The organism is Parasphingorhabdus pacifica (assembly GCF_054779195.1).
On the sequence record NZ_BAAGYS010000007.1, the window covers coordinates 189,586 to 201,718 of the forward strand.

The 12,133-nt window shown below is 67.3% G+C and carries 12 protein-coding genes; 8 read left to right on the forward strand and 4 right to left on the reverse strand.

The features are described from left to right. Positions 1-27 precede the first annotated feature (27 nt). From ACYVAN_RS10280 to pknB, 6 genes are read left to right on the forward strand one after another with little or no spacing between them, the layout of a single operon-like run. Positions 28-492, forward strand: coding sequence for an FHA domain-containing protein FhaB/FipA (locus ACYVAN_RS10280; RefSeq protein WP_460958149.1), 465 nt, complete (start codon positions 28-30; stop codon positions 490-492). Continuing rightward, complete coding sequence (locus ACYVAN_RS10285; protein WP_460958151.1) at positions 489-2,000, forward strand: PP2C family protein-serine/threonine phosphatase; 1,512 nt, start codon at positions 489-491, stop codon at positions 1,998-2,000. Before ACYVAN_RS10280 ends, ACYVAN_RS10285 begins: the two co-directional genes overlap by 4 nt. Further along, a complete protein-coding gene (locus ACYVAN_RS10290) occupies positions 2,000-3,418 on the forward strand; it encodes an FtsW/RodA/SpoVE family cell cycle protein (protein WP_460958153.1) in 1,419 nt (472 codons plus the stop codon). Before ACYVAN_RS10285 ends, ACYVAN_RS10290 begins: the two co-directional genes overlap by 1 nt. After that, a complete protein-coding gene (locus ACYVAN_RS10295) occupies positions 3,415-4,866 on the forward strand; it encodes a peptidoglycan D,D-transpeptidase FtsI family protein (RefSeq protein WP_460958155.1) in 1,452 nt (483 codons plus the stop codon). Before ACYVAN_RS10290 ends, ACYVAN_RS10295 begins: the two co-directional genes overlap by 4 nt. Positions 4,867-4,869: 3 nt before the next feature. After that, complete coding sequence (locus ACYVAN_RS10300) at positions 4,870-6,351, forward strand: serine/threonine-protein kinase (protein WP_460958157.1); 1,482 nt, start codon at positions 4,870-4,872, stop codon at positions 6,349-6,351. Between the two features lie 37 nt (positions 6,352-6,388). Further along, positions 6,389-8,350: a Stk1 family PASTA domain-containing Ser/Thr kinase gene (pknB, locus tag ACYVAN_RS10305; protein WP_460958159.1), complete on the forward strand. Its 1,962-nt coding sequence runs from the start codon at positions 6,389-6,391 to the stop codon at positions 8,348-8,350. A gap of 129 nt (positions 8,351-8,479) precedes the next feature. Here pknB and ACYVAN_RS10310 read toward each other — a convergent pair whose 3' ends face one another. The 3 genes from ACYVAN_RS10310 to ACYVAN_RS10320 are packed head-to-tail and all read right to left on the reverse strand — an operon-like array spanning position 8,480 to position 10,143. Further along, a complete protein-coding gene (locus tag ACYVAN_RS10310; protein ID WP_460958161.1) occupies positions 8,480-9,121 on the reverse strand; it encodes an aminodeoxychorismate/anthranilate synthase component II in 642 nt (213 codons plus the stop codon). A 48-nt stretch (positions 9,122-9,169) separates the two neighbouring features. Continuing rightward, the gene (locus tag ACYVAN_RS10315) at positions 9,170-9,325 is read right to left on the reverse strand and encodes a hypothetical protein (protein ID WP_460958163.1); all 156 of its coding nucleotides are present in this window, start codon (positions 9,323-9,325) and stop codon (positions 9,170-9,172) included. Beyond that, positions 9,325-10,143: a class E sortase gene (locus ACYVAN_RS10320; protein WP_460958165.1), complete on the reverse strand. Its 819-nt coding sequence runs from the start codon at positions 10,141-10,143 to the stop codon at positions 9,325-9,327. Before ACYVAN_RS10320 ends, ACYVAN_RS10315 begins: the two co-directional genes overlap by 1 nt. 221 nt (positions 10,144-10,364) lie before the next feature. Here ACYVAN_RS10320 and crgA point away from each other — a divergent pair, with 221 nt between their 5' ends. Together crgA and ACYVAN_RS10330 are read left to right on the forward strand one after the other, a co-directional pair. After that, entirely contained in the window at positions 10,365-10,631 is a 267-nt protein-coding gene (gene crgA / locus ACYVAN_RS10325) for a cell division protein CrgA (protein WP_460958167.1), read from the forward strand. A gap of 68 nt (positions 10,632-10,699) precedes the next feature. Beyond that, positions 10,700-11,125, forward strand: coding sequence for a PH domain-containing protein (locus tag ACYVAN_RS10330; protein ID WP_460958169.1), 426 nt, complete (start codon positions 10,700-10,702; stop codon positions 11,123-11,125). Positions 11,126-11,280: 155 nt separating this feature from the next. Here ACYVAN_RS10330 and ACYVAN_RS10335 read toward each other — a convergent pair whose 3' ends face one another. Beyond that, the gene (locus ACYVAN_RS10335) at positions 11,281-12,018 is read right to left on the reverse strand and encodes a rhomboid family intramembrane serine protease (protein WP_460958171.1); all 738 of its coding nucleotides are present in this window, start codon (positions 12,016-12,018) and stop codon (positions 11,281-11,283) included. Positions 12,019-12,133 lie beyond the last annotated feature (115 nt).

Here is a 12,133-nt window from a genome sequence, read left to right on the forward strand (position 1 = left end):
GATAACGAGTAGGAGCGTTCACAACAAGTGCCAGAGCTGGTAATTCAGCTGACCAGAGCAGGGTTCGTTGCCCTGCTCTGGTTGTTCGTGCTGGCCGCGCTTCGCGTGGTTCGTTCCGATTTGTACTCCGCGTCGGGTTTGCGGGTTCCGATGCCCGGTGGCAACAAGGCACCGGCCAAGCCCGCCCGTGGCAAGAGCAAGTCACCACGTCAGATGGTGGTGACGCACGGTGCTCTGGCGGGCACTCGCATTTCGCTCGAAGGCCGGCCAATCACGATGGGCCGGGCGGATGACTCCACGTTGGTGCTCGACGACGACTACGCGTCGACCCGACATGCCAAGTTGTCCATGCGGGGCAACGACTGGTACGTGGAGGATCTAGGCTCCACTAACGGCACATACCTCGATCGGGCGAAGGTCACGGGGCCGACCAAGGTCCCGCTCGGCGTTCCGATCAGAATCGGCAAGACGGTGATCGAGCTGCGCTCATGACCCTCGTCCTTCACTACGCAGCCCGCAGCGACCGCGGCCTGGTGCGCTCGAACAACCAGGACTCGGTCTATGCCGGCCCAAGACTCCTCGCCCTCGCGGACGGCATGGGTGGCCATGCCGCCGGTGAGGTGGCCAGCAAGGTCGTCATCGCGGCGCTCGCGCCGCTGGACGACGACGAGCCCGGCGACGACCTGCTCGGGCAGCTCCGCGAGTCGGTGCTGTCCGGCGACAGGGCGATCTCCGAGCTGGTAGCCAGCGACCCTGACCTGGACGGGATGGGTACGACGCTGACCGCGGTCCTGTTCGCGGGTAGCAAGCTGGGGCTGGCCCACATCGGTGACTCCCGCGCCTACCTGGTCCGCGGCGGCGAGCTTTCCCAGATAACCCACGACGACACCTTCGTCCAGTCGCTGATCGACGAAGGTCGGATCACCGAGGAGGAGGCCGCCAACCACCCGCAGCGCTCGTTGCTGCTCAAGGCGTTGACCGGCCAGGAGCTGGAACCCAACCTCGCGGTGCGCGAGGCACGGGCCGGCGACCGCTTCCTGCTGTGTTCCGACGGCCTCACCGGCCCGGTCAGCGAGGAGACGATAACCGAGGCGCTGCGGATCCAAGACCCGCAACAATGCGCCGACCGGATGATCGAGCTAGCCCTCAAGGGCGGTGGCCCGGACAACGTCACGGTGATCATCGCCGATGTGGTCGACGTCGAATTCGGCGAGAACGCACCGATAGTTGGTGGTGCGGCGGGAAATGGCGATGAGGTCCCGCAGCCTGACTCCTCGGCTGCGAGGGCCTCTGCCGCGACCCGGCCGACAACACCGCAATCGGAGCGGTTCGAGGCCACCTCGCCACCGGCCGACGAGCGCCCGAAGCGCCGCTGGTTACGGGCACTGCTCGTCACCTGCGGCGTGCTGATCGTGCTGGCCGGGCTGGGCCTGGTCGGCCGCTGGTGGGTGCTCAGCCAGTACTACATCGGGGTCAACCAGGCCGACGATGTGGTCATCTACCAGGGCGTGCAGGGCAAGACCCTCGGCCTCTCGATGAGTTGGCAGGTCGAGGACTCGTGCCCGGCCGACGCATCCGCCGACTGCGAGACGATCGGGGTCAAAGACCTCCAGGAAGCACAGCGGAGCGATGTCATCAACGGCATCACCGATGTGAACGGCCTTGAGTCGGCTCGGGAGGCCATGCACCGGTTGCGCATGACCGCACTGCTGCCCAAGTGCGAGCCGAAGGAGGAGAAGCCGGGGAACGAGCCGGCGACTTCGGAACCGAGGAATCCGGATTCGCCGCAGGGTGACGCTCCCCCGCCGAACGGCGACCAGCCGCCCCCGCCGGGTGATCCGAGCGCGCCCGGTGACCCGAACGCGCCGAGTGACCCGAACGCGCCGCCGAACATGGACGATCCGTTGCCTCCCGAGGAACCGCAACCCCCGCGTGAGAACGCAACACCGTTGCACTCGGAGGAACAGACGCCGGGTGTCACTTGCCGGACGGTGAGCTGATGTCTCGACCGGCGCCCGCCGGAGAGCCTTCGACCAACTCCGCGAAATCCCCCCGGATCACCACCCGCCGGGGGACGGAGCTGTTCATGCTGGTCTTCTCGGCGGTCATCGTCACTGCCGCGCTCATGCTCGTGGAGATCAGCCAGGAGCAGACGCTCACGCGGCAGTTGCTCTACTACGGGTTCGCCTACCTCGCCGTTTTCGGAGCCGCGCACGCCGCGGTGCGGCGCTGGGCCCCGTACGCGGATCCGCTGATCCTGCCCATCGTGGCGTTGATCAACGGCCTCGGGCTGGTGATGATCTACCGCTTGGACATCGCCGAGGAGAGCGCCTTCACCCCGCGGCAGATCGCCTGGCTGACGGTGGGTTTGGTTCTGTTCATCACCGTGCTCGCCCTGGTCAAGGACCACCGCACGCTGGCGAAGTACGGGTACACCAGTGGCTTCGTGGGGCTTGCCCTGCTGGCCCTGCCCGGTTTGCTGCCGAGCGCGATCTCCGAGACCAACGGCGCCAAGCTGTGGATCAAGTTCGGCTCGCTCGGCCAGATCCAGCCCGGCGAGTTCGCCAAGATCCTGCTCCTGGTCTTCTTCGCCTCGTTCCTCGTGTCCAAGCGGGAACTGTTCACCACGGCCGGGCGACGCTTCCTCGGCGTCGACCTGCCTCGCGCGCGGGACATGATGCCCGTGCTGGTGGCGTGGGCACTGTCGATCTGCGTAGTGGTCCTGGAGAAGGACCTGGGCACCTCGTTGCTGTTCTTCGGAATCGTGCTGGTGATGCTCTACATCGCGACCGAGCGCGCGGTGTGGGTCGTCCTCGGTCTGCTGCTGTTCGCCGTCGGCATCGGCGTGGTCCTGGCGTTCAACCTCTTCGGCCACGTGCAACAGCGGATCAACGCCTGGTTGGACCCGTTGCACCACGAGGACGCCTACCAGCTCAAGCAGGCCCTCTACGGGATGGCTTCCGGCGGTATCGGCGGGAGCGGTCTCGGTTCCGGCCAGCCGTCGATCGTTCCGTACGCCAACAGTGACTTCATCATCGCCTCCATCGGCGAGGAGCTCGGTCTTCTCGGGCTGATGGGCGTGCTGATGCTGTACCTGCTGCTGATGATGCGTGGTCTGCGCAGCGCGTTGGCGGTGCGGGATTCGTTCGGCAAGCTCTTCGGCGGCGGGTTGTCGTTCACCATCGCCCTGCAGCTGTTCGTGGTCGCGGGTGGCGTCACGGGCCTGATCCCGCTGACCGGCCTCACCGCGCCGTTCCTTGCTTACGGGGGCTCGTCGCTGCTGGCCAACTACATCCTGGTTGCTCTGCTGCTGCGGATCTCCGACGCCGCGCGTCGACCGCAGACACCTGCGGCGCCGAAGCCGAAGCAGGCTCCGATCGCCGAAGCACATACCGAACTGGTGGAGCGTCCCCGATGAACAAGCCCTTACGTCGCGTGGCCATCGCCATGATGGCCATGGTCGTGCTGCTGATGGGCAACGCGACGTACGTTCAGGTGATCAACGCCGACACGCTCCGGAACGGTCCGGGCAACCAGCGCACGATGGACGACGAGTACTCGCGTCAGCGCGGTCAGATCATCGCCGGTGGCCAGTCGCTGGCCAGCTCCAAGGAGGTCGACAGTCCGCTGAAGTACAAGCGGATCTACTCGAACGGTCCGATGTACGCGCCGGTGACCGGCTTCTACTCGTATTCGTACGGTTCCAACGGCATCGAGCGCGCCAAGGACAAGATCCTCAACGGCACCGCGGACAGCCTGGCCTTCGACCGCATCTCGGACCTGCTCTTCGGGAGGGAGCCCAAGGGCGGCGACGTCGAGCTGACGATCGACCCGGCGATGCAGAAGACCGCCTACGAGCAGCTCACCAGCAAGGGTTTCGAGGGTTCGGTCGTGGCGTTGGACCCGTCGACCGGCGAGATCCTCACGATGGTCAACTCCCCTTCGTACGACCCCAACGGGTTGGCCTCGCACGACAACAACGAGCAGGCAGCGACGTGGAAGGAGTTCGAGAACGCCGAGGGCAACCCGATGCTCAACCGCGCGGTCTCGGAAACCTATCCGCCCGGCTCCACGTTCAAGCTGATCACGGCGGCAGCGGCACTGGACAACGGCTACAACGCGAACAGCAAGGTCACCGATGCCGCCTCCATCACGTTGCCGAAGACGAGTACGCCGCTGCCCAACTACGCCGGAAAGGTCTGCTCGGGCGACACGCTGACCGCCGCACTGGCCCACTCGTGCAACACCGCGTTCGCCGAGATCGCCGGGGATGTGGGGCCGGACAAGCTCAGGCAGACCGCCGCCGACTTCGGGATCGGCAAGGAGCTGGAAATCCCGATGAGCGTCGCGGACTCGGCTCTCGGGCCGATGTCCAACGAGGCCGCGCTCTACCAGAGCGGCATCGGCCAGAAGGACGTTCGGGTCACTCCGATGCAGAACGCGATGATGGTTTCGGCGATCGCCAACGGCGGCAAGCTCATGAAGCCCGAGCTGGTCAAGAGCACCCGGGCACCGGACATGGAGGTGCTCGACGAGCACGACCCGGAGGAGATGGGCCAAGCCGTCTCACCGGACGTCGCCAGCACGCTGCGCGACATGATGCTCAAGTCGGAGCAGAACACCAAGGGCTCCGGCAAGATCTCCGGTGTCCGGATCGCGTCCAAGACGGGCACCGCCCAGCACGGCGACCCGGAGGACAAGCCGCACGGCTGGTACGTGGCCTTCGCTCCGGCCGAGAACCCGCAGATCGCAGTGGCCGTCCTGGTGGAGAACGGCGGTGACGAGGGCGCGGAGGCGACCGGCGGCTCGATCGCGGCCCCCATCGGACGCGAGGTCATCCGTGCGGGGCTGCAGGGAGGTGGCTGATCCGTGCTGACCTCCGGCCAACTGCTCGCCGACCGGTACCGGTTGGAGCGGCGCGTCGCCGTCGGTGGCATGGGCGAGGTGTGGCAGGCCGTGGACGTTCGGCTGGATCGCACGGTGGCCATCAAGGTGCTCAAACCGGAGTTGTGCGGGGACGCCGAGTTCCTGCACCGCTTTCGGACCGAGGCAAGGATGACGGCTTCGCTCAACCACCCGGGAGTGGCCGCCGTCCACGACTACGGCGAAACGGCCGCGGTCGCCGACGGTCCCCAGGACACCGCCTACCTGGTGATGGAGCTCGTCGAGGGCGAACCGCTCGCGGCGATCCTCGCCAGAGAAGGGCGGATCAACACCGAGCACACCATGGACATGCTGGAGCAGGCGGGCAACGCGCTGCAGGCGGCACACGAGCGCGGTCTGGTGCACCGGGACGTGAAGCCCGGGAACATCCTCGTGACCGCGAACGGGACGGTGAAGATCACCGACTTCGGAATCGCGAAGGCTGCCGATGCGGCACCGGTCACCCGGTCCGGCATGGTCATGGGCACGGCCCACTACATCGCACCGGAACAGGCGCTGGGCTCCGAGGCGACCCCGTCCAGCGATGTGTATTCGCTCGCCGTGGTCGGTTACGAATGCCTCAAGGGTCACCGCCCGTTCCTGTCGGACAACGCGGTGACCGTGGCGATGATGCACATCCGCGAGGTGGCACCGCCGCTGCCGCCCGACGTGCCGCCGGGGCCGCGGGCGCTGATCGAAGCCACGTTGGTGAAGGACCCGCGTCGGCGATACGGCGCCGGAGGTGAGTTCGCCAACGCGGTTGCCAGTGTGCGCGCCGGTCGGCCGCTGCCCACTCCGGCGGCGATGGCTGGACCACTGCCACACCAGCGGCCTCCCCAACAACAACCCCAACAACAGCCCCAACCCCAGCTCCAACCGCAGCAACAGCAACACCCGCAGCAACAGCAACACCCGCAGCAACAGCCGCAGCCGCCCCTTGGCGCTGTGAACAGCGGCGCCCACCCGCTCCCGCCGGTACCACAGCCAACGCCCCCGCCGAGTGGGAATGCGCGGACGGGCAACACGTATCCTCCAGGAGCAGTACCCGCGCTCGCACCGGACGTCCGGCCGCGCCGCGGGAAGCGGGCCGGTTTGTGGGTATTGCTCGCGGTAGTGGTGTTCCTCGTACTCGTACTGGTCGGCGGGGTTGGAGTTTTCGTGCTGACGCAACTTCGCGCAGCCACGCCGACGAGTGCGGAACCGCACGCGGAGGTACTCGTGGCATCGCCTGTGGCGATCGAACCGAAGTGGGAAGCGGTCGACCGGGTGAACCGGACTGCGATGCGGCCTTCGCCCGCGTTCCCGCACCGCGGGCCCGGAACCGTTCCCGGCAAGAGACCCGTACGCCTGAACAACGAAGTCGGGGGGACCACGCACGCCGGTTGTGTCCACGGACAACGATCGACACAGCACTGCGGGTCAGCATGATGGGACGATCATTGACGAGGATCGGGACGACGCATCGATGAGCGAACCGCGACTTCTCTCCAACCGCTACGAGATCGACGACACGCTCGGCTATGGCGGTATGTCGGAGGTGCACAGCGGCCGGGACATCCGGTTGGGACGGGATGTGGCCGTCAAGGTGCTCCGTGCCGACCTGGCGCGCGACCCCACCTTCCAAACGCGCTTCCGCCGGGAGGCGCAGAACGCCGCGGCACTCAACCACCCCGCGATCGTGGCGGTTTACGACACCGGTGAGACCGACTCGGAAAACGGTCCGCTGCCGTACATCGTCATGGAGTACGTGGACGGCCGGACGCTGCGCGACATCGTCAAGTCGGAGGGACCACTACCGCCCCGCCGGGCGATGGAGGTCATGGCCGACGCCTCGGCCGCGCTCGACTTCAGCCACCGGCACGCGATCGTGCACCGCGATGTGAAACCGGCGAACATCATGATCACGCGCTCCGGCGCGGTCAAGGTGATGGACTTCGGTATCGCGCGGGCGCTCGACGACGGCCAGGCCTCCGTCACGCAGACCGCCGCGGTGATCGGTACCGCGCAGTACCTCTCCCCGGAGCAGGCACGCGGCGAGGCCGTGGATGCGCGCAGCGACGTCTACGCGTCGGGTTGTGTGCTCTTCGAACTGCTCACCGGCGAGCCTCCGTTCACCGGTGACTCGCCGGTGGCGGTGGCCTACCAGCACGTGCGAGAAGACCCTCGCAAGCCCTCCGACGTCACGCCGCAGGTGCCGGCCTCGCTCGATGCCGTGGTGCTCAAGGCACTGAGCAAGAACCCGGCCAACCGGTACCAGTCGGCCGCCGAGATGCGTGCCGATCTGGTTCGGGTGCTCTCCGGGCAGCGCCCGAAGGCTCCGATGGTCATGTCGGAGGAGGAGCACACCTCGATGCTGGAGCAGTCCGCTCCCACCGAGGCGATGGATCCGGGGGGCAGGCACCGGCCGGAGAGCACCGGCTACATCGCGGCCGAGGACGAAGCGCCCCGTCGGAACCGCAAGCACTGGCTCACCGCACTGGTCACGGCTGCCTGCGTCGGGGTGTTCGCCCTGGTCGCCTGGCTGGCCACCGGAATCTTCGACGAGGCGGACAACAAGACAGAGCTGAAGATGCCGGACTTCCGGGGGATGACCAAGGAAGCCGCCGCGCAGAAGGCCACCGCGGACCGGCTGAAGTTCGAGCCCACGACCTGCAACTCTTCCGCGGAGCAGGTCGGGATCGTGGTGGACCAGAAGCCGGCACCGCAGGTCACGATCGTGCGGGAGACGGACAGGGTCCAGATCTGCAGCGGTATCGGCCCCAAGGACGTCCAGGTTCCGGACCTCGCCGGGATGACCGTCGACGAAGCGTTCGCAGCGCTCGACAAGGTCAACTTGAAGATGGCTCCGACCCCCAACACGGTGGAAGTCGACGATCCGTCGCAGTTCGGCAAGGTCGTGGAGTGGGAACACCGCGGCGGCACGATCGGCGAAGGCTCGACGATCAACGTGACGGTCGGGCGCGAGGCCGAGCAAACCTCGGTCCTGAGCGTGGTGAACATGCCTTTCGAGTCGGCCAAGTCGGCGTTGGAGGCCAACGGGTTCACCGTCAAACGCGAGAACGAGGACTCGCACCAGCCGAGCGGAACGGTCATTTCGCAGTCGCCCGAAGGCGGTTCGCAGGTCAAACCGGGCAGCGAGGTCACGCTGGTCGTTTCCAACGGCTCGCAGCTCGAGATGCCCTCGCTGGTCGGCAAGTCGGAGAGCGAGGCGAAGAGCGCGCTCGAGGCGGCGGGCTGGTCCGGCAAGATCGTGACCGAGAAGAAGGCCACCACCAACGAGGCTCACGACAACAAGGTGGTCGAGAGCTCCCCCGCCTCCGGTGAAACGCTCGGCAAGGACCAGACGGTCACGCTCTACATCGGTGACTACGAGTCCACACCGTCGAGCCAGCCGACGGACGGCAGCATCTTCCCGCCGTTCGACTGAGCCTCGACCCCACGCGGAAGACTGACCGGAGGGGTGGGGCGGACCTGGTCCGCCCCACCCCTCTTGTCGTCGGCTGGGTGCTCTCGTCGGCTGGGCTCGTCGGCTGGGCTCGTCGGCTGGGCTTCGAACTCAGCGTCGCGCGGCCGCGGCGACGGCGCGGGTTTCGCGCTCCAGCTCGTCGATCACGTGCGGTCGGACCGGGTGTCCGGCTCCGGTCATCCAGTTGGCCAGCATCCGGTGCCCGCCGTCGGTCAGCACCGACTCGGGGTGGAACTGCACACCCTCCACGGGTTGATCGCGATGCCGCATGCCCATCACGATCCCGGATTCGGTGCGCGCGGTGACCTCGAATTCGTCGGAGACCGTGTCGGCCCGCACGATCAGCGAGTGGTACCTGGTGGCCTCGAAGGGCTCCGGCAAACCGGCGAACACACCGACACCCTCGTGCCGGATTTCGCTGACCTTGCCGTGCAGGAGTTCCGGAGCGCGCTCGACGACACCGCCCCACGCCGCGCCGATCGCCTGCAGGCCAAGGCAGACGCCGAACACCGGCCGGCCTTCGTGCGCACAGCCGGTGACCAGCTCCATCGTGCGACCGGCACGGTCGGGTGTGCCGGGCCCGGGGCTCAGCAGCACACCATCAGCTTCGGCAACGTCCTCGTCGGTCACCACGTCGTTGCGGCGCACCACGCAGTCGGCACCGAGCTGCGCGAGGTACTGCACGAGGTTGTAGACGAAGCTGTCGTAGTTGTCGACGACGAGTACACGCACCCCTACAGCCTATCGCGGCCGGTCGAGCGGGGTGCGCGTGGCGAGAACTCAGGTGGTCGTGACCTCGTTGAAGGGCAGGTTCGGCTCGAACGCGGGGAAGACGACCAACATCAGCAGCGCCACGACGACCACGATGAGAGCGACCGCCTGCGCGACTTTCGCCCCGATCGGTCCGGGCAGGCGACGCCAGATCCACGCGTACATCAGCCTTCCGCCACCTCCTCGGGCCGGAGCTTCGGATGGTCCGGATCTTTCGGGTAGCGCTTGGTCAGGACCCCGTGGACGATCAGCCGCTGTTCGGCCGAGTACCACGGATGGCAGGTGGTGAGAGTGATCAACCTGGTCCGCTGCTGTGCGGGAACGCCTTCACCGACCACGCCGGGAACGGGCATGATCACCTCGCCCTGCTCGGGAGCGACGATCCGCCTGCCCACGGCGTCCTCATACGGGCCACCGATGGGTGCCACACCTCGGCAACGCGGGTCGTCGCCGTGACCGTCCCACCCGTCGACCTCCTCGCGCATCGGCAGCACCCGGTAGACGTACCACTCGGAGGCCGTCTCCACGATCAACGCGTCGCACGCGCGCATCCGGTCGAGGTGCCGGAACGGTGCGCCCTTGCCGATCCGGTGTCCGGCGACCGCGAAGTTACCCCGCTCACCCGGCTGTGCGGTGGCGGAGTAATGCCCCGGCCCGGCCGCGAGCGTGCCCTGGTCGGTGCCCTCGAGGACGGTGAACCGCTGGTCGTTCAGCGCCGGGATGTGCAGGCGGGCGAACTCCTGACCCTCGCGGGGCTCGGCCGGAGTCGGGGCGGAGTCGTTCCACCGCTCTTCGAGGCGGGTGTTCGCCCTGTCCTGCTTGCGGGCCGAGAACCAGTCGGTCACGTAGAGCTCGTAGGCGACGAACAGCAGCAGGACGACACCCGCGGTGATCATCAGTTCACCCACCACGCGGACGGCCGTGCGCACGCGTGCGGCACGCTGGTCGGGCGGTGGCGCCTCGGCCGTGTCGGACGTACCCACGTTCTCCCTCTCACTCCGCGTGGATGTGGCACACCGGCACGAGGGGTGTTCGGTCGGTGCTGTGATTGCGTTAACGTGTTGGGTGGAAAACGAGCCGCATCGAGTCCGGTTCCGCGTCCGCCCGGAGCGACCTCGAACCGTTCGGGTACACGCCGTTCCTCGTTCGATGCGACCACGGCGATCAGCTGCCGATCTCGACCGAACCCACTGGCGAGGACACGATGCCCAAGTCCAAGGTCCGCAAGAAGACCTCCCCAGCTTCGACGGGAGACCGACGCACGCCGGTGAAGGCGAAGGCCGTCGGTCCGTCGCACCCGCTCTACGTCGGCGTGATGCTCGGCATGATGCTGCTCGGGCTGTTGTGGCTGGTCGTGAACTACCTGGCCGGCCAGAAGATCCCGTTCATGGCCGAACTCGGCGCCTGGAACTTCGCCGTCGGCTTCGCTTTCATGATCATCGGTTTGCTGATGACCATGCGGTGGCGTTGATCGCTAACCACACGGGTGTAGTTCATCCCCACTGTGGATAACTCCTGTGGATAACTCTGGGGACGAAAGTGGATGACGCTGTGGAAGGCCGGCGGCAACCCCTCCAGTGGTCCACTCCAGCGGGGGTGGTGACCTGCGGCTGGGGGCTCGCGGGTGCCGCCGCGCTGTGGTGGTGGTTCGCCGACTCGCCGGTTGATCGACTGTTCGTCGGCGTGTTGGTGCTGGTGCTCGCGACGGCCGCCACCATCGGCAGCGTGCTCCGCCCGCGACTGCTGGCCGACTCGCGGGGACTCACGGTGCGAAGTCTGCGCGGGTCCCGGCACTGGCCGTGGGCGGATGTGACGGTCCGGATCGCACGGGGCCAACGGCTCGGCAGAACCGTCGAGTCGTTGGAGCTCGACACCGCCGAGGGCGAGTTGGTCGTGCTCGGCCGAACCGAGCTGGGTGCCGACCCGCGGGACGTCGCCGACGCGCTCGACGAACTACGCGGTTGACGAACTACGCGGTTGACGAACTACGCGGTTGACGAACTACGCGGTTGACCACGCTGCCGTTGGGAAGCGCCGTCTGGAACCACCGCGAGCAGAGCCGCCCAGCGGGTCGTGACCGGGTTTCGCCGGCGCACGCGGGATCAGTCGACCCACCGGGCTCAGCCGGAGAGCACTCCGCAACTCATCTCGGGTCCCTGACCGAAGCACACGACGTTGCCCAGCTGCAGGTCCCGGGTGATCAGCACGACGACCAGCAGCACGAGCAATCCACCCAGCACACCCGCCTGGAACAGCGTCCGTCGCTCGCGCGGGGCGTACACGAGGGCCGCCGTCGACACGGCTCCCAACGCGAGGCCACCGAGGTGCCCGAGCAGGGAGATGCCGGGGATCGTCACGCTCAGCACCACGTTCAGCACGATGACGACGAGAACCGGGCGCAGGCTGACCTTCAGCCGCAGCGCGGCCACCGCGATACCGCCCATCAGGCCGTAGACGGCCCCGGACGCCCCGGCAACCGGCCTGGTCACCTCTCCGAAGAGGAAGATCGCGGCTGATCCGCCGAGCAGCGACAACACGTACACCGATGTGAAGCGCAGCCGCCCCAGCAGCATCTCGAGATCGCGACCGATGACCCAGAGGGCGATCATGTTCATGGCCAGGTGAACCAGCCCGATGTGCAGGAAGCCCGAGGTGAGCAACCGCCACCACTCGCCGCCGGCGACCAGGATCGGCCACAACGCGTAGGACGAGAAGGTCGCCGAGGCGTGGTTGGTCGAGGTGCTACCCGCCTGCACCGCGGTCAGCACGAAGATCAGGACGTTGATCGCGATCATCACCGGAACCACGACCGGCTTGGAGCCCAGTCGGGCCCCGGCGATCGTCACCGGGTTCCGCATGCCCCGCTGTCCTTCCGCGACGCAGTCGACGCAGTGATACCCGACCGAGGCTTCCCGGAGGCAGTCCGGGCAAGCCGGACGGTCACAGCGCGTGCAACGCAGTCCGGTCGGCCGG

What these genes read in the sequence shown, in the direction of transcription:
- crgA (WP_460958167.1), top strand. Translation starts at nt 10,365, where the DNA reads ATGCCCAAGTCCAAGGTCCGCAAGAAGACCTCCCCAGCTTCGACGGGA.
- ACYVAN_RS10290 (WP_460958153.1), top strand. Translation starts at nt 2,000, where the DNA reads ATGTCTCGACCGGCGCCCGCCGGAGAGCCTTCGACCAACTCCGCGAAA.
- ACYVAN_RS10295 (WP_460958155.1), top strand. Translation starts at nt 3,415, where the DNA reads ATGAACAAGCCCTTACGTCGCGTGGCCATCGCCATGATGGCCATGGTC.
- pknB (WP_460958159.1), top strand. Translation starts at nt 6,389, where the DNA reads ATGAGCGAACCGCGACTTCTCTCCAACCGCTACGAGATCGACGACACG.
- ACYVAN_RS10285 (WP_460958151.1), top strand. Translation starts at nt 489, where the DNA reads ATGACCCTCGTCCTTCACTACGCAGCCCGCAGCGACCGCGGCCTGGTG.
- ACYVAN_RS10335 (WP_460958171.1), bottom strand. Translation starts at nt 12,018, where the DNA reads ATGCGGAACCCGGTGACGATCGCCGGGGCCCGACTGGGCTCCAAGCCG.
- ACYVAN_RS10315 (WP_460958163.1), bottom strand. Translation starts at nt 9,325, where the DNA reads ATGTACGCGTGGATCTGGCGTCGCCTGCCCGGACCGATCGGGGCGAAA.